At 58.8% G+C, this 15,564-nt stretch carries 15 protein-coding genes; 7 read left to right on the top strand and 8 right to left on the bottom strand.

From position 1 onward, the window contains the following. Positions 1-87: 87 nt before the first annotated feature. Positions 88-903 (top strand): N-formylglutamate deformylase, encoded by an 816-nt coding sequence (gene hutG, locus QEN71_RS36425; RefSeq protein WP_233472000.1) that lies wholly within the window; start codon positions 88-90, stop codon positions 901-903. Positions 904-983: 80 nt separating this feature from the next. Here hutG and QEN71_RS36420 read toward each other — a convergent pair whose 3' ends face one another. The 4 genes from QEN71_RS36420 to QEN71_RS36405 are packed head-to-tail and all read right to left on the bottom strand — an operon-like array spanning position 984 to position 4,471. Next, positions 984-1,910: an electron transfer flavoprotein subunit alpha/FixB family protein gene (locus QEN71_RS36420; protein WP_201655231.1), complete on the bottom strand. Its 927-nt coding sequence runs from the start codon at positions 1,908-1,910 to the stop codon at positions 984-986. Then, positions 1,911-2,660, bottom strand: a complete 750-nt coding sequence (locus QEN71_RS36415; RefSeq protein ID WP_201655234.1) for an electron transfer flavoprotein subunit beta/FixA family protein — start codon at positions 2,658-2,660, stop codon at positions 1,911-1,913. It lies immediately after the preceding gene. A 25-nt stretch (positions 2,661-2,685) separates the two neighbouring features. Then, the gene (locus tag QEN71_RS36410) at positions 2,686-3,273 is read right to left on the bottom strand and encodes a HutD/Ves family protein (protein WP_201655237.1); all 588 of its coding nucleotides are present in this window, start codon (positions 3,271-3,273) and stop codon (positions 2,686-2,688) included. Positions 3,274-3,283: 10 nt separating this feature from the next. Continuing rightward, on the bottom strand, positions 3,284-4,471 hold the full coding sequence (locus tag QEN71_RS36405; protein ID WP_201655240.1) for an NAD(P)/FAD-dependent oxidoreductase: 1,188 nt from the start codon (positions 4,469-4,471) through the stop codon (positions 3,284-3,286). Between the two features lie 281 nt (positions 4,472-4,752). On the opposite strand from QEN71_RS36405, the gene QEN71_RS36400 reads away from it, so the two are divergent. After that, the gene (locus QEN71_RS36400; protein WP_290468273.1) at positions 4,753-6,426 is read left to right on the top strand and encodes an electron transfer flavoprotein-ubiquinone oxidoreductase; all 1,674 of its coding nucleotides are present in this window, start codon (positions 4,753-4,755) and stop codon (positions 6,424-6,426) included. A gap of 7 nt (positions 6,427-6,433) precedes the next feature. On the opposite strand, the gene QEN71_RS36395 is transcribed toward QEN71_RS36400, so the two are convergent. After that, the gene (locus tag QEN71_RS36395) at positions 6,434-7,198 is read right to left on the bottom strand and encodes a TetR family transcriptional regulator C-terminal domain-containing protein (protein ID WP_233472203.1); all 765 of its coding nucleotides are present in this window, start codon (positions 7,196-7,198) and stop codon (positions 6,434-6,436) included. Positions 7,199-7,780: 582 nt separating this feature from the next. On the opposite strand from QEN71_RS36395, the gene QEN71_RS36390 reads away from it, so the two are divergent. Beyond that, complete coding sequence (locus tag QEN71_RS36390; RefSeq protein ID WP_201662323.1) at positions 7,781-8,857, top strand: ABC transporter substrate-binding protein; 1,077 nt, start codon at positions 7,781-7,783, stop codon at positions 8,855-8,857. A gap of 99 nt (positions 8,858-8,956) precedes the next feature. On the opposite strand, the gene QEN71_RS36385 is transcribed toward QEN71_RS36390, so the two are convergent. Continuing rightward, positions 8,957-9,544 carry a dimethylsulfonioproprionate lyase family protein gene (locus QEN71_RS36385; protein WP_201662320.1) on the bottom strand — a complete coding sequence of 196 codons (588 nt, stop codon included), beginning with the start codon at positions 9,542-9,544 and terminating at the stop codon, positions 8,957-8,959. A gap of 605 nt (positions 9,545-10,149) precedes the next feature. On the opposite strand from QEN71_RS36385, the gene QEN71_RS36380 reads away from it, so the two are divergent. The 3 genes from QEN71_RS36380 (at position 10,150) to QEN71_RS36370 (ending at position 12,578) form a co-directional block, all read left to right on the top strand. Continuing rightward, positions 10,150-11,202 (top strand): proline racemase family protein, encoded by a 1,053-nt coding sequence (locus tag QEN71_RS36380; protein WP_201662317.1) that lies wholly within the window; start codon positions 10,150-10,152, stop codon positions 11,200-11,202. 82 nt (positions 11,203-11,284) lie between these two features. After that, positions 11,285-12,265, top strand: a complete 981-nt coding sequence (locus tag QEN71_RS36375; protein WP_201662314.1) for an Ldh family oxidoreductase — start codon at positions 11,285-11,287, stop codon at positions 12,263-12,265. A 19-nt stretch (positions 12,266-12,284) separates the two neighbouring features. Next, positions 12,285-12,578, top strand: a complete 294-nt coding sequence (locus tag QEN71_RS36370) for a DUF1330 domain-containing protein (protein WP_201662311.1) — start codon at positions 12,285-12,287, stop codon at positions 12,576-12,578. A 39-nt stretch (positions 12,579-12,617) separates the two neighbouring features. On the opposite strand, the gene fdxA is transcribed toward QEN71_RS36370, so the two are convergent. After that, positions 12,618-12,959: a ferredoxin FdxA gene (gene fdxA, locus QEN71_RS36365; RefSeq protein ID WP_201662308.1), complete on the bottom strand. Its 342-nt coding sequence runs from the start codon at positions 12,957-12,959 to the stop codon at positions 12,618-12,620. 62 nt (positions 12,960-13,021) lie between these two features. Then, a complete protein-coding gene (locus QEN71_RS36360) occupies positions 13,022-14,428 on the bottom strand; it encodes a KamA family radical SAM protein (RefSeq protein ID WP_201662331.1) in 1,407 nt (468 codons plus the stop codon). Positions 14,429-14,620: 192 nt separating this feature from the next. Here QEN71_RS36360 and QEN71_RS36355 point away from each other — a divergent pair, with 192 nt between their 5' ends. Next, positions 14,621-15,526, top strand: coding sequence for a LysR family transcriptional regulator (locus QEN71_RS36355; protein WP_201662305.1), 906 nt, complete (start codon positions 14,621-14,623; stop codon positions 15,524-15,526). Positions 15,527-15,564: the final 38 nt, after the last annotated feature.

Genomic DNA, 15,564 nt, shown 5'->3' with positions numbered 1-15,564 from the left:
AAGCACGGGGCGGGTAAAAACCGCCCCGTTTGATTTGCGACGGACTGTACACGCGCCCGTTTCCATGGCCGACGAGGAGATTCTGCAGTGCAAGAAACGATGTTCACTTTCCATCAGGGACGGATTCCGCTGCTGATTTCGATTCCGCATCTGGGCACGGAGATCCCTGCGGATATCGCGCAGGATATGACCGACGCAGCGCATGCCGTCGCCGACACCGACTGGCATCTCGATCGCCTCTACAGCTTTGCAAAGTCCGCTGGCGCATCGATTCTCGGCGCCCGCTACTCCCGCTATGTCATCGACCTCAACAGGCCGCCTGGTGGCGAGAGCCTGTATCCGGGGCAAACGACGACGGGACTATGCCCGAGTGAAACGTTTCGCGGCGAACCGTTGTACGCCGAAGGAAGGGCGCCGTCGCAGGACGAGGTGGGAAGGCGCCTGGACAAATACTGGCGCCCGTATCACGAAAAGCTGCGCGCCGAACTGGACGCAATGAGAGAACAATTCGGACACGTGTTGCTGTGGGAAGCGCATTCGATTGCCAGTGTTCTGCCGCGCCTGTTCGAAGGCAAGCTTCCCGATCTCAACATCGGCACGAATGCAGGCGCCAGCTGTGATGCAAGCATCCTCGACGCGATTTCATCCGAACTGGTCCGGGAGCAGTCGTTCACGTGGGTCGCAAATGGCCGCTTCAAAGGCGGCTATATCACACGGGTATTCGGCCAACCGTCCGATGGGATCCACGCCGTGCAACTGGAGATGTGTCAGTCGACGTATATGGACGAACATGCGCCGTTCAGCTATCGGCAGGATCTTGCCGAACAGATTCAACCCGTAGTCGAGCGCATGATCTCCGCGGCTATCGACGCGACGCTTCAGCTGCGCGCGGGAATTCGCTGACTGTGAATCAAAAAAGGCCGACACCGCGTTGCGTTGCCGGCCAGCTACCCAAGGAGAGGGGAAATCGTGCTTCGTCGACGTTACAGCGACTGAGTGAGTTGCGGGACGGCTTCGAACAGATCGCCGACGAGCCCGTAGTCCGCGACGCCGAAGATCGGCGCTTCAGCGTCCTTGTTGATGGCGACTATGATTTTCGAGTCCTTCATACCCGCCAGATGCTGGATGGCCCCGGAAATGCCGACAGCGAGATAGAGTTCCGGCGCCACGATCTTTCCGGTCTGACCGACCTGCAAATCGTTGGCGGCATAGCCCGAATCCACGGCGGCGCGCGAAGCGCCGATCGCAGCACCCAGCTTCTCGGCGAGCGGGTCGAGGATCGCGAAGTTCTCCGCGCTGCCCAGGCCGCGTCCACCCGATACCACCACACGCGCAGACGTCAGATCCGGGCGATCGCTTTTCGCGATTTCGCGGCGCACGAACGTCGAAAGGCCGGTGTCGGCTGCTGCGGGCACTTCGGTGATGCTGGCGCTTCCGCCTTCCGCAGACGCGGCATCGAATGCCGTTGCACGGATCGTCGCGACCTTCACGGGATCGTTCGTCTGCACGGTCGCGATTGCGTTACCCGCATAGATGGGACGCTGGAAGATGTCGGGCGCATCGATCGCGATGACATCCGAGATCTGCGACGCATCCAGCTTTGCCGCGACGCGAGGCGCGATGTTCTTGCCGGCGGCCGTCGCAGGGAAGAACACGTGCGTAAAGTCTTTGGCGAGGCCGACGATCTGGGCCGCGACGTTTTCCGCGAGTCCATCGGCGAGATGCGGTGCGTCGACAAGGATGACCTTCTCAACGCCCGCAATCCGGCTTGCGGCTTCTGCTGCAGGACGCGCATTGCTGCCAGCGATCAGTACATGGACGCCGCCGATCTTCTGTGCTGCCGATACAGTGTGCAGCGTCGAGCTCTTCACCAGAGCATTGTCGTGTTCCGCGATAACAAGCGTCGTCATTTAAATCACCTTTGCTTCGGATTTGAGTTTCGCGACCAGCGTTGCGACATCGGGCACGGTCACGCCCGCCTTGCGCGCTGCTGGCTCCACAACCTTCAGCGTCCTGAGGCGGGGAGATGGGTCCACGCCGAGATCGGCAGGCTTCAGGATGTCGACGGGTTTTTTCTTCGCCTTCATGATGTTGGGCAGCGTCACGTAGCGAGGCTCATTCAGGCGCAGGTCCGTCGTGACGATTGCGGGAAAACGGATGGTGATCACTTCAAGCCCGCCATCCACTTCGCGCGTCACGGTAGCCGAACCGTCGCCGATCTCGATGTTGCTTGCGAACGTTGCCTGCGGCCAGTCGAGCAGCGCCGCGAGTAGCTGACCGGTCTGGCCGGCGTCGTCATCGATTGCCTGTTTGCCGAGGATGACGAGCTGCGGCTGTTCCCTGTCGATGACGGCTTTGAGCAGCTTGGCTACTGCAAGAGGCTGCAGTTCGGCGTCGGTTTCCACGAGGACGCCGCGGTCCGCACCGATAGCGAGGGCAGTGCGAAGCGTTTCCTGGCTTTGCAGCACACCGCACGACACAGCGACCACTTCGGTCGCCTTGCCTGCTTCCTTCAGTCGGGTAGCCGCTTCCGTCGCAATCTCGTCGAACGGATTCATCGACATCTTCACGTTGCCGATATCGACGCCGCTTTGATCCGCCTTGACGCGGACCTTCACGTTGTAGTCGACGACGCGCTTTACTGCAGTCAGTACCTTCATTTGTTGTTCCTCGAGTTCCTGTTCGTCATGCGGTCGCGGCTTCGACGGTCACCAGTTGCGGGACCAGCCCGAAGCCTCGATCTTTCCCATGGGACGTGTCGGGGATGATCCGAACCGGGTGTTCCAGATTTCGAAAGACCGCGAAGCTGTTTGCATCGATCCGCTGCGGTGCTGTCTCCGATAGAGCGGAGACATGACATGCACGTCCGACGGCCAGCACGATGGCGCTGGCGCCCGCCGGCACAATCGCTACACCCGTTAGCGCCCGAATGGTTGAGCGACAGACCGATCGTTTGCACATGACGTTGAGCGCGGTGACTGGCCCGTCTGTCAACGAAGCGTCCCACGCGATTGCGCCGTCATATTCGGCGGCAGCGAGCGGTGTCAGTGTCGTGATCAGATCGTCGGCACGCAGCACGACACCATTTCCGCGGAGAACGACGGATAGCCGCGTCATACCTTCGAACGTCGAATACGGACCGTCGCGTTCGACTTCTGCAATGCTGACGCGCCAGTTTGCACCGTCCATGGCGAGGGTTTTTGTTACGCCCTTGCCGTTTCGCCATTTTTCGGAGGGCACTGACGCGATCTCTCGCACGATCACCGCAGACATCGGCGCGTCCTCAGGAAACGGCGCCGAGGCCATACTTGCCCGTCAGGAGTTCGCCCGTTGCGAATCGTTCGATCGAATACGGCTTGAGCGATACATCCGTCGGCAGACCGAGCGCCTCTTGCGCGAGCACGCGGCCGACAGTCGGCGACAGCTTGAAGCCGTGACCCGAGAAACCATAGCCGACAATGAGGCCCTCGATTCCCGGCAACTTGCCGAGGACAGGGTTCCAGTCGGGTGTGACGTCGTAGACACCCGTCCACGACGAAGCGATGCCCGCCGTTTCATATTCGGGGAAACGTTCGGCGACCTGCGCGCCGACGTCGACGATGTAGTCCATCGGAATGTCGCCTTGCTCGGTGTCGGCCGCGTTCAGCTTCTCGCCGACGACGCCTTCGCTGACCAGCATCTGACTGCCGCCATAGCTGCGGTAGTACAGCATGCCGGGCGAGGCGAGATCCTTGAAGACAGGCATGTTGAACGTATATTTCGCCGCTTCGCATTCGAGCGCGAGCACGGCATGGCGCTCCGGCATGACAGGGAGTTCGCGGCCCGTCCACCCGGCAAGCTCCGGGGTCCAGATGTTTTGCGTACTGATCACCGTGGATGTGCTGAAGTCGCCAATGCTCGTCGATACGCCAACGACCTTGCCGTTCTCGAACAGAATCTTGTTGACGTTGACATTTTCCTTGACCGTCACCCCGCCGCGGCGCGCCGCGCGCGCAAAGCTCGTTGCGACGAGATAGGCATCCGCGAAACCCGCTTCCGGCTCGTAACCGATAAGGGCTGCATCGTCGAACCGCGCAATAGGCATCAACTCTCTGGCTTGTTGCCGGTTCAGCAATTCGAGCGGAATGCCTTGTTCTTTCTGCTGGTTCAGCGAAGCGCGCAAGGGTTCGATCTTGTCGCCCTCGCTGGCTACGATCATGTATCCGCACTTCACCAGGCCGCATGACGCTTCGTCGTCGCCCAGGTAGGAGGAGAAGTTGTTGAAGACCTCCCACGACTTCCTCGCGAGCTCGACGTTTTCCTTGACGGAGTAGTGCGTGCGCAGAATGCCGGACGACTGAGAGGTCGTTCCGGCGCCGATCAGTCCACGATCCAGCACGAGAACGTTCTTCGCTCCGAGCCTGGAAAGCTGAAACGCTACGGAGGTGCCGATCACGCCGGCGCCAATCACAACCACATCGAAATTGTTCACGGTCTGCGTCCTTCATTGAGCAAGGTGTGACGCAAGTGTGCGACCGGAAATAATGTGGCGTAGGAATATAAGCGCGCTCTATTTTTAGTTTAAGTATCGCGAAGAGGTGTGCTTTGCTTTCCGTGCGCGTCCAGTCGGTGTCGCACGACTGGACGCGCACGGCTAATTAAACGGATCTTGAAACTAGCATAAGCGCGGGTTATGTCCGGCGGTCCACAGATTCACCTGTTCTAGGATCCCGCTCGGTTGATCGTCGATATGCTGATATGAGTACGTTGAATATGAACGCGCAAAGTCTGGTTGAGCAATTCGGTCCACGGGAATCGATGGAGTACGACGTCGTGATCGTCGGCGGCGGCCCGGCCGGCCTGTCCGCGGCCATTCGCCTGAAGCAGCGCGCCGCCGAAAAAGGCGTCGAAATTGGCGTCTGCGTGCTCGAAAAAGGCTCGGAAATCGGGGCGCATATCCTCTCGGGCGCGGTGATGGACCCGCGCGCGCTGAACGAACTGATCCCGGACTGGAAGGAAAAAGGCGCGCCGCTCGACGTCGAAGTGACGGAAGACCGCTTCCTGTTCCTGAACGAAACGGGCGCGAAATCGGTGCCGAACTGGGCGTTGCCGGACAATTTCAAGAATCACGGCAACTACGTGATCAGCCTCGCGAACGTCACGCGCTGGCTGGGTCAGCAGGCGGAAGCGCTGGGCGTCGAGATTTTCCCGGGCTTTGCGGCGGCTGAAGTCCTGTACAACGACGACGGCTCGGTGAAAGGCGTCGCGACGGGCAATCTCGGTATCGGCAAGGACGGCGAGCCGACGGAAAATTTCCAGCTCGGCATGGAGTTGCACGCGAAATACACGCTGTTCTGCGAAGGCGCGCGCGGGCATCTCGGACGCCAGCTGTCGGACAAATTCAAGCTGCGTGACGGCGCCGATCCGCAGGTGTACGGCATCGGCATCAAGGAACTGTGGGAGATTGATCCCGCAAAGCACAAGCCGGGCCTCGTGATCCACACGGCCGGCTGGCCGCTCGATACGCAGACCTATGGCGGCTCGTTCCTCTATCACATCGACAACAATCAGGTGATGGTCGGGTTCGTGGTCGGCCTCGGCTATTCGAACCCGTATCTGTCGCCGTTCGAAGAATTCCAGCGCTACAAGACGCACCCGGAAATCCGCAAGTTCCTCGAAGGCGGCAAGCGTGTGTCGTACGGCGCGCGCGCGATCACGGCGGGCGGCCTGCTGTCGCTGCCGAAGCTCGTGTTCCCGGGCGGCGCGCTGGTCGGCGATGACGCGGGCTTCCTGAACGCGTCGCGGATCAAGGGCTCGCACGCGGCAATCAAGACAGGCATGCTCGCCGCCGACGCCGCTTTCGACGCCGTGCAAGCGGGACGTCAGAGCGACGAACTCGCGGCGTACCCCGAGTCGTTCAAGACCTCATGGCTGCACACCGAGCTTTATCGCGCACGTAACTTCAAGCAATGGATGAGCAAGGGCCTGTACCTCGGCACGCTGATGGTCGGCATCGAGCAGAAGCTGATGGGCGGCAACGTGCCCTGGACGCTGCATCATCAGCACTGGGACCACGAGATGCTGAAGCCGGCGTCGCAGTGCAAACCGATCGAGTATCCGAAGCCGGACGGCAAGCTGACGTTCGACCGTCTGTCGTCGGTGTTCATCTCGAACACGAACCACGAAGAGAACCAGCCCGCGCATTTGACGCTCAAGGATGCGAGCGTGCCCGTGAACGTGAATCTGCGAACCTACGCGGGACCGGAAGCGCGCTTCTGTCCGGCAGGTGTCTATGAATTCGTGAAAGCGGACAGTAACGAAGATCGTCTGCAAATCAACGCGCAGAACTGCGTCCACTGCAAGACGTGCGACATCAAGGACCCGACGCAGAACATCGTGTGGGTCACGCCCGAAGGCGGCGGCGGTCCGAACTATCCGAACATGTAGGCGATGTTCAACTGACGGTAGCGGATTTGGCGGCCCTGGACATGTTCAGTTTCCATATCTGTCTGGTCGCGTCGTCGATCATCCCGTGAAAGATCCCGATTACTTCGTCGATCGTCACGCTGGCGGCAACGCGATGTTCGATCCATAGTCCGTGAACAAGAGCAAGGGCCTGAATCGCGTGGATTCTTGCCATCGTGTGGTCACAGCCAGCCTGTCGCAGATCGAAAATGAAGTTGGATCTCAAGCGCTTCGAAAACGCCGCGCAGAGTCTCTGTACTTCCGCGTCATGAGCGGACGAGCTCCACATGTGCGGCCATACGTTGGCTGCGCCTGGACTCATCACTTCATCGCTGAAGCACAAGTCTGCCGTGAACTTCATTCGCTCGACGGGATTCGCGATGCCCCTGCGACCGGTCGTCAACTGGTCACGTACTCTGCGAATGAGATGCTCGAACGTCTTGTAGACCAGACTTTTCTTGTTATCAAAGTGATGATGAACAAGGCCGACCGACACGCCCGCGTGATCGCTGACCCGCCGGATGGTCAGGTTCTCGAGGCCGACATCGCCAACTACCGCCAGCGTCGACTCGATCAGTCTCAGCCTCATTCCATCGTAGGGGCCGGGATCTTCCTTCCTGTCGTCCTTCAGAGCGGTTGACGTCGTCGACGTTGTTTGCATTGTTTCCTTGTCTGTTCTTTGCACCCGACACCCCTGCGTTGAGTTTGTCAGTTTATCCCGAACGTGCATCCCGCCCTGAGCCGTTCCTTCCATCGGGAAGCTCCGGCGTTCCACCGACGATCAAAGCATACCCTTTTACTGAACAAGCGTTCACGAATACGGAGTCGATGTGCAATCGAATGCTGAACGATTGTTCACGGCATATCGCAATGAAACGTAGGTGAATACCCCGGTTTCCTCGAAAATCGGGCGATAACGCATTGAAAAAATATTTTTGACGACGAAAAATCGCGTATATATTGAACTTGTGTATGGATGAATTGAACCGATGTTCAGCTTAAAGGAGGCTGCACAGGACCTCGTAAGCAATTTTATGTTGGTCATCGGTTCAATCTTCGGAGGGCGCATGCTGACGTGATTCTGTCCGACGAGAGTCGACGGAGCTACGTTCGAGTTCTGCGTACAGAAGCGATATCCGTACTACTCCATCGCGTCCGACAAGTGGAAATTCGATGATGGATGCGTAGTAGTCCTTAAGTATTATCGAGAACCTTCCGACTTTGCAGTACTACGGGGTGGTGGTTCGAAGTGAGCAGTTTGCAAAGAGGTATTTCTTTTTAACCAAGACGATTGGCTTCACCAGTGCCACTGGACGTCGATACGAAGGAAGAGAGCATGAAACTGAAATTCAACCATTCAGCGAAGCTTGCGCTGCTGGTCGCCGCCGCGGTCGGAAGTGTCTCTGCTAGCGCGGCCGATATCGTATTTGCGAGCTGGGGCGGCTCATACCAGGATGCCCAGATCGCAACAGCAGCGAAGCCGTTCGCTGCGAAGGACGGCACGAACGTGAAGACCGACGTCTACAACGGCGGCATCGCCCAGATCCGAAGCCAGGTTCAGACCAACAACGTTACCTGGGACGTCGTCGATATCCAGATGGCCGATGCGATCCGGGCCTGCGACGAGGGGCTGCTCGAAAAGGTCAATGTCGCAGCGCTGCCCGCCGGCAAGAACGGCACAGCGGCGAAGGCGGATTTCCTGCCGGGAGGTGTGACGGACTGCATGGTCGGCAACGTAGCATGGTCGACCGTGATCACGTACAACAAGGACGCGTTCAAGAACGGAGAGCCGAAAACGGTCGCGGATTTTTTCGATCTGAAGAAATTCCCCGGCAAGCGAGGCCTGCGGAAGTCGCCCGAAGCCGCTCTGGAATGGGCCCTGCTGGCTGACGGCGTAAAGCCGGCTGACGTGTACAAGGTACTGGGCACTCCGGAAGGCGTCAACCGTGCATTCAAGAAGCTGGACACGATCAAGTCGTCGATCGTCTGGTGGGAAGCGGGCGCTCAACCGCCTCAACTGCTGGCTGACCGCGAAGTCTCGATGACGAGCGCTTACTGCAACCGGATCTGGACAGCGATCGCCCAGGACAAGAAGCCGTTCGGATTCGTATGGGATGGCGAGGTGAAGAACATCGAGGGTCTGGCGGTCGTGAAGGGAACGAAGAACCTGAAAGCAGCTCAGGACTTTCTTCATTTTTCGACGTCCACGGAACAACTCGCGAAACTGGGTTCCGCCACAGCATTGGGACCGATGCGCAAATCCTCGATCTCCCTGGTTGATCCTTCAGTCACTCCGTATCTCCCGACGAATCCAGCCAATCAGAAAACTGCCGTCGACGTCGACGTGGCATTCTGGGCAGATCATTCGGACGACCTGAATCAGAAATTCGCGGTGTGGCTCGGTGCGAAGTAGCGGGCAAACGAAGGTGTGAACGGAGCACCGCAGAACTGTCTGCGGTGCTCTGTGTTCTTGTTGGTTAGCGTCGCTGTGCAACCGTCCGATATGCCCGCTTCAGACGAGGAGGCACCACAGTGCGAGAAATGGAGACGCATCCGAGCGCATCGCGTGCACGATGTTTGGCGTGTTGAAGATGCCGCCGCCTAAACCCGGGTCAGCCCATTCATCATCGCCTTGCCGAAATTCGCCGGGACTCAGCAGCACGTATGCCTCTTCGGGAGGATGGCTGTGATCCGGATACCGCGTATGAGGAAGCATGATAGTGAGTCCAAGCTGAACGTCGTGTCGACTTTCCGCACCACCGGGCCCGCAAATGATGCCATTCACATGCTGCTCGACGTAGCCTGCACTGCCGTGGGGACCAGATGTCCTGCGGCGCCACCCGAGCAAGGGCGCAACCGCCTTCAACGCTTTTGCGATGTCACGGAATCTCGCGTCTTCATCAAGGGGAGCGAGCGATGCGTCGAGCCAGTCGCAAGCCGGATAGTGTGCACTCGCCCTTTGTCCGTCGTCTGACGGTTCGTCCAGTCTCGCGAACACTTGTTCAGCGATTCTTCGCCCTTCGAGGGGGATACGGTCAGATGCGAAAAGCAGTCGAACTACATGGATGAAATCGGTTAGGACTTCAGGGCGGGTCGTCATCAATACCCCTTTGTTAAAGGCGATTGGATAGTCGTTGTGGCAGTGTGACAACTCGAATGATGATGCGCAGCTTCCCGTCCGCCCTTTACCTAAACGCCGCTTATGATCAGTACAACGCGGATCAAACCTAATGGGTCGGCTACCTCACCGGCGTATGTTTGCTTCTGGGTTGGCAGGGTACAGAAGTCCCTGACGCCACTGTTCCGGCTGATGGTTCCCGAACGCGCGCGCATGCGCCGCATGTCTGATCTGGGTACGTCGTCCGTCTTAGCCTTACCGCAACTACAGTCTGAAGAGGTCAGAATCATGCGGCAGCAAAATCAAGCGGGCGAGACCCCGGTGACTCGAACGGAAACAATCGAACGCGCAAGGCTGGATCCGACGCGCCACGGAAGCTACTGGAGGCTGTTGAAAGCGCCGACGGCGAGTTTGATGCGGTGTACGGACGAGAATCCGCAGGTGACGTCCGCAGCCGTGCTCGGATATAACTAGTAAGGTGGATATCAGGCGAGAGCGGTAAGGAACGAAGCGTTCTGCTGAACGCGGTACTCGCGCGAGGTCGAGCAAGATCATTACTGGCACAGAATGTACGAAACGGAAAGATCATGACTTTCAAACGCACTTTTCATGCAGTCGAAACTCACTCCGGTGAGCCGATGCGCGTGATCACCGGCGGCGTTCCCCATATTCCGGGGAACACCGTTTACGAGCAGATGAAGTGGCTCGAAGAGAACGATGATCAGATTCGCATGCTGATGCTGCGCGAGCCGCGCGGCTATCCGCCGCTGTGCTGCAATCTGGTAGTGCCTGCGAAGCACCCCGATGCCGCGGCGGGCTACATCATCATGGAGCAGGTCGAGTATCCCGTGATGAGCGGGGGCAACACGATCTCTGTTGCAACGGTGCTGCTAGAAACCGGCATGATTCCGATGCAGGAGCCGGTCACGGAGTTTCAGCTCGAAGCACCCGCAGGTCTGATCGGTATCAGGGCAGAGTGCAGCAACGGAAAGGTGACGTCGGTCACGTTCCGGAACGTGCCGGCATTTGAGGCTCATCTCGAGAAGATTATCGACGTGCCTCACCTCGGCAAGATCACTGTCGATGTGGGTTGGGGCGGCATGTTCTACGTCATCGCCGACGTTCGCCAGTTCAAGGGACTCGAACTCAAGCCCGAGCACGGACGCGAGATCACACGAGTATCCGCGCTGATCCTGAAGGCAGCGCAGGAGCAATTACCCGTTGCGCATCCGCATTATCCTGGCTACGGCATCACGATTGCGCAGTTGTCCGGGCCGACCGACAGCCCGAATGCAGACTGGAAGAACGCGGTGACGGTCGCGAGCGGGGCGATCGACTTCGATAACCCGGCAACGTGGACGGGTGCTATCGACCGGTGCCCTTGCGGCACGGGCACGTCCGCGAAGATGGCCACGCTTCACGCAAAGGGCCAACTGGATATCAATCAGCCTTTCCGGCACGAAGGCGTGCTGGGAACAGTATTCACGGGCAACCTCGTCGAGCAGACGAAGATCGGCGACATTCCGGCCGTGGTTCCGACCATCTCCGGCCGTTCGTGGATCTATGGCTACAACACCTACGTGCTCGACCCCGACGACCCCTTCGTGAACGGCTTCACGATGGGCGATATCTGGGCCTGAAACACGGCAACCAACGATCCTCGCGGGCAGTAACAGGTGGGCGACGCGCGTCGTCCACCATTTGCATTCTGGTGATGAGACGATGAGATACGAGGCTGAAGCGGCACGGCGCATCGCGTTCGATGCGATCAAAGGTGCAGGTGCAAATGATGCGATTGCGCATTCACTCGCCGATGCGGTGATATCGGCTGAACTCGCCGGCAGCAAGGCGGTTGGTTTCGCCCATCTTCCGGATTACCTGGATGGCTTCGTCAAAGGCAGAATTGCTGCGCATGCCGAGCCGCAGATCTCGTTTCCAGCGCTGGCGGCCGTACGGATTGACGCGCGGGGCGGCATCGCGCAACTGGCATACGATCGGGTGTTCGACGAGATCGTAGAGAGGGCGAACACCTATGGTGTCGTCACACTGGCCGTGTCCAACAGCTTCACAGTTGGTGAGCTTGGCTACTACACCCGCCGGCTCGCGGAGGCAGGGCTCGTTGCGCTCGGAACCTGCAACGCGACCGCGCAGATGACCACGCTTGAAAGCGGGAAGGCCGTCTACGGAACCAACCCCGTGTCTTTTGGCGCACCAGTGGCAAACGCACGGCCTCTCGTTATCGATCAGGCGTCCAGCGCCACGGCATTTGTCAGTGTTCGAAGGGCAGCAGAGGCTGGCGAGACGATTCCCGAAGGCTGGGCAGTGGATGCGCAAGGCGCGCCGACTACGGACGCCAGGGCGGCCATTAAGGGCCTGCTGTTGGCATTCGGGGGCGCGCGGGGCGCCAACATCGCGATGATGATGGAAATTCTCGCGGCGGGCATGACGGGGGCGAACTGGTCAATGGACGCGCCTCACTATGCAGAAGGCGGCGAGACGCCAGGCATCGGGCTGTTCCTGGTGGCGCTGAAGGCCGATGTGTTTGCGCAAGATTTCGAAGCTCGCCTCGCGACGCAGCTCGAAAGGCTCGCAGGTGCCGGAGTCCGCATTCCTGGTAGTCACATTACGGTTCGCGAGATCGACGTTCCGGATGATGTGATGAACACGGTGCGCTCGTATGCATCAGGGAAGGCTTCGATCTGAGTCGACAGGAGATAAAGCAATGAAAGGTTATTGGCTCATTCTGGGCGAAGGTGTCAAGGATCAGGATGCGCAGAAGCGATATGGTGAGTTGTGGGCGCCCATCGCCGCCAGGTACGATGCCAAGGTCAAGGTGCTCGATACGCAAACCGTGCTCAGAGAAGCTCGGACAAGCTCGCGAGTCATCGTCGTCGAGTTTCCATCCTACGAACAGGCAAAGGCTTGCTACGAGGACGCGGAGTATCAGGAAGCCGCCAGGTTTGCGACGCAGGCATCGAGCCGGGAGCTTCTGATTCTCCAGGGCGAGCTGATTTAGCGGCTGCCTGCGTTTTCACGAGTGTTCTTTTACGGACGCTCAACCGGTCACAGAGTCGCGAGCGAGATGCGTTAGCTTGGATTTGACGTCCTTCCATTCTTCCGCGTCGGGTAGCGGCGACTGTCGGGTTGTGATCGTCGGCCATGCTTTGGCCAGCGACGCGTTGAGTTCGATGAAAACGTGCTGCTCTGTTCCAGCGATCTCCTCGGACGAGGAGATCGCATCAACCGGGCACTCTGGGGCACAGACTCCGCAATCGATGCACTCGTCCGGGTCAATGACCAGAAAATTCGGACCTTCACGGAAACAGTCGGTAGGACAGACCTCGACACAGTCCGTATAACGACACTGGATGCAGCTCTCGGTTACAACGTACGCCATGCGTCCTCCGGGGCGTTGAACGAATCCGGCAACGGCCCGTGTGAGCGGGCCGTCTCGTGAAGTTACGCTTCGACTGCGAGCGGTTGCGATGTCTCCGACGTCGCGCCCGGCACATATCTGCCTGTGTGTCGCGTGACGACTTGCAGGGATTTGTGCGGAGCTTCCGCGTCCGTTTCGAAGAAGAATTTCTTTTCCCCAAACGCGGGAACGAGATCGTTGAGCCAGGTCGCCTTGGGATCGAACTTCGCATAGAAGGGCCGGCGAACCCACTCGGGCTTACGCGCTTGCAGGAACTGCAACGCGAAAACCTTCTCGCCCGCAATTTCGACGATGCCGTCCACCACGACCTTGCCGGGGAACGCGCTCATCGACGGGCCGCGAACAGTGCGCGCCAGACCGGATACCGAACTGTACGCGGACTGGAATATCTCGTAGGCCCGGGCGAGCGGCAACTGGAAATAGTGGCTTGGGCCCGTGTCTCTCTCGACAAACATGTAGTACGGAATGGCACCCAGCCGTACGCCCGTTGTCCAGAGTTCGACCCAGCCCTTCGGATCTTCGTTGATATGGCGAATCAACGGTGCCTGCAATCGCAGCGTGGCGCCCGTCGACACGATGCGTTTCACCGCTCGTTGCGCGATCGGCGTGCGAATTTCAGCCGGATGATTGTAGTGGCCCATGATCGCCAGATTTTTGCCGGCCGCCACGACCTTTTCGAATAGACGGAGCAGATCATCCGAATCCTTGTCCGTCACGAAGCGCTGAGGCCAATACGCAACCGACTTGGTGCCGATACGGATATTCTGGATGTGCGCGAGTTCGGGGACGAGCAGCGGCTCGATGTAACCGGCGAGCGAACGTGTGTTCATGATGAGCGGGTCGCCCCCGGTGATCAGCACATCGGTCACTTCGGGATGCAGCTTCAGATAGGCGACCAGTTCGCTTGATTCACGCGCATCGAACTTCAGATCGTCCATTCCGACGAACTGCGGCCAACGGAAACAGAACGTGCAATATGCGTGACATGTCTGCCCGGCGCTGGGGAAGAAGAGGACCGTCTCTTTGTACTTGTGCTGGAGCCCGCTCACTGGCTGGCCGTTCATGAAAGGCACGTTGTGAGTCATCTGACCAGCTGGGTGGGGATTCATCGCCAGCCGGATACCGCGCACCGCATCTTCGATCGCGGCCTCGTCTTTCCGAACCAGCACAAGGTCTCTCAGTTTCGAGTAGTCGGACGGAGAAAGCATGTCCTGATGCGGGAAAGTCAGACGATAGATCGGATCGTCGGGAACATTGTTCCAGTCGATCAGTTCGTCCATCACGTACTGGTTGGTTCGGAACGGCATCACGCGAGAGACGACCTGCACTGCTTCGCGAAGCTCTTCCGGGAGCAACGACCATTGAGGCGCCTGGCTGATCGTTTGGCGGGTATAAGGCTTGAACTTTGCAGGAAGTGAATCGGAAGTCATGGAATCGTCCTCTGTAAAGTGGAGATAATCTAAATAGGAATACGAAATGAATGGCCGTGCGAACACATACGCCAGATATCTTGTGGCGCGTTGCCGGGCAATGTCGCTTGTGTTGTTGAAGCCATTGTTACTGCATGGCCGACGGGCAGCAAACGATATAAACTCGCAACGTTGTGCGTTTGAGGAATGAACGTGAGGCGAAGAATTCCGAGTATCGAAGCGCTGATCGCTTTCGAGGCGGCAGCGCGCCATCTGAGCTTCACCCGGAGCGCGGACGAGCTGGCGTTGACGCAGAGTGCAGTCGGTCGACAGGTAGCGAGCCTGGAGGAGTATCTGGGTGTTCCGCTTTTCAACCGCGTCAAGAAGAGACTCAGCCTGACGGAGATAGGCGAGGTGTATGCAAGACAGGTTCGAGACAATCTCGACCGCATAGAGCGGGATACGCTTTCGGCGATGGCTCACCGGAACGCTGGCGGCATCCTCGAGCTTGCCGTCATTCCGACGTTCGCCACGCGATGGCTGATCCCGCGACTTCCAGGCTTCTACGAAGAGCATGAACACATCACGGTGAATCTGACGACACGGGCCGAACCCTTTCTATTCACCGATACGCCCTTTGACGCAGCCATTCACTTCGGCGACCCGATATGGCCAGGGTCGATCACGAAGTATCTCTTCGGCGAAGATATGACTCCCGTATGCAGTCCGCGGCTCTTGAAGGGAAGGACACTGCTGGAGCCTCGGGAAGTCGCAGAGTTCACGTTGCTTCATCAGTCAGCGCGGCCTGATGCGTGGCGGCACTGGTTCACGCAAGCAGGTATCGACGATGTCGACTGCATGCGGGGGCAGCGGTACGAACTCTTCTCGATGCTTGTCGAGGCGGCGCGTGCCGGACTTGGTATTGCGCTCGTTCCTCGATTTTTTGTGTCGCACGAGGTGGCGACTGGCGAACTTGTCCTTCCATCCGGCATGTCGCTGCGTAGCGAGAAGGGGTACTACCTGGTCTATCCAGAATCCAGAGAAAACTCACCGCACCTACAAGCGCTCGCGCTCTGGCTGCTTGCGGAAGCAAATCGCTATGTCGAACGCGAGGAATGAAAGCGCAAGTGATCAATGTGCTTTCATTCGCTACGCAG

It is taken from the genome of Paraburkholderia sabiae (assembly GCF_030412785.1).
In the GTDB taxonomy this organism is placed as follows: Bacteria; Pseudomonadota; Gammaproteobacteria; order Burkholderiales; family Burkholderiaceae; genus Paraburkholderia; species Paraburkholderia sabiae.
The sequence above is the reverse complement of the archived record's forward strand: the minus strand, read 5'-3'. Positions and strand labels throughout refer to the sequence as shown.

What these genes read in the sequence shown, in the direction of transcription:
- QEN71_RS36420 (WP_201655231.1), bottom strand. Translation starts at nt 1,910, where the DNA reads ATGACGACGCTTGTTATCGCGGAACACGACAATGCTCTGGTGAAGAGC.
- QEN71_RS36415 (WP_201655234.1), bottom strand. Translation starts at nt 2,660, where the DNA reads ATGAAGGTACTGACTGCAGTAAAGCGCGTCGTCGACTACAACGTGAAG.
- QEN71_RS36410 (WP_201655237.1), bottom strand. Translation starts at nt 3,273, where the DNA reads ATGTCTGCGGTGATCGTGCGAGAGATCGCGTCAGTGCCCTCCGAAAAA.
- QEN71_RS36400 (WP_290468273.1), top strand. Translation starts at nt 4,753, where the DNA reads ATGAACGCGCAAAGTCTGGTTGAGCAATTCGGTCCACGGGAATCGATG.
- QEN71_RS36395 (WP_233472203.1), bottom strand. Translation starts at nt 7,198, where the DNA reads ATGGAAGGAACGGCTCAGGGCGGGATGCACGTTCGGGATAAACTGACA.
- QEN71_RS36390 (WP_201662323.1), top strand. Translation starts at nt 7,781, where the DNA reads ATGAAACTGAAATTCAACCATTCAGCGAAGCTTGCGCTGCTGGTCGCC.
- QEN71_RS36385 (WP_201662320.1), bottom strand. Translation starts at nt 9,544, where the DNA reads ATGACGACCCGCCCTGAAGTCCTAACCGATTTCATCCATGTAGTTCGA.
- QEN71_RS36380 (WP_201662317.1), top strand. Translation starts at nt 10,150, where the DNA reads ATGACTTTCAAACGCACTTTTCATGCAGTCGAAACTCACTCCGGTGAG.
- QEN71_RS36375 (WP_201662314.1), top strand. Translation starts at nt 11,285, where the DNA reads ATGAGATACGAGGCTGAAGCGGCACGGCGCATCGCGTTCGATGCGATC.
- QEN71_RS36370 (WP_201662311.1), top strand. Translation starts at nt 12,285, where the DNA reads ATGAAAGGTTATTGGCTCATTCTGGGCGAAGGTGTCAAGGATCAGGAT.
- fdxA (WP_201662308.1), bottom strand. Translation starts at nt 12,959, where the DNA reads ATGGCGTACGTTGTAACCGAGAGCTGCATCCAGTGTCGTTATACGGAC.
- QEN71_RS36360 (WP_201662331.1), bottom strand. Translation starts at nt 14,428, where the DNA reads ATGACTTCCGATTCACTTCCTGCAAAGTTCAAGCCTTATACCCGCCAA.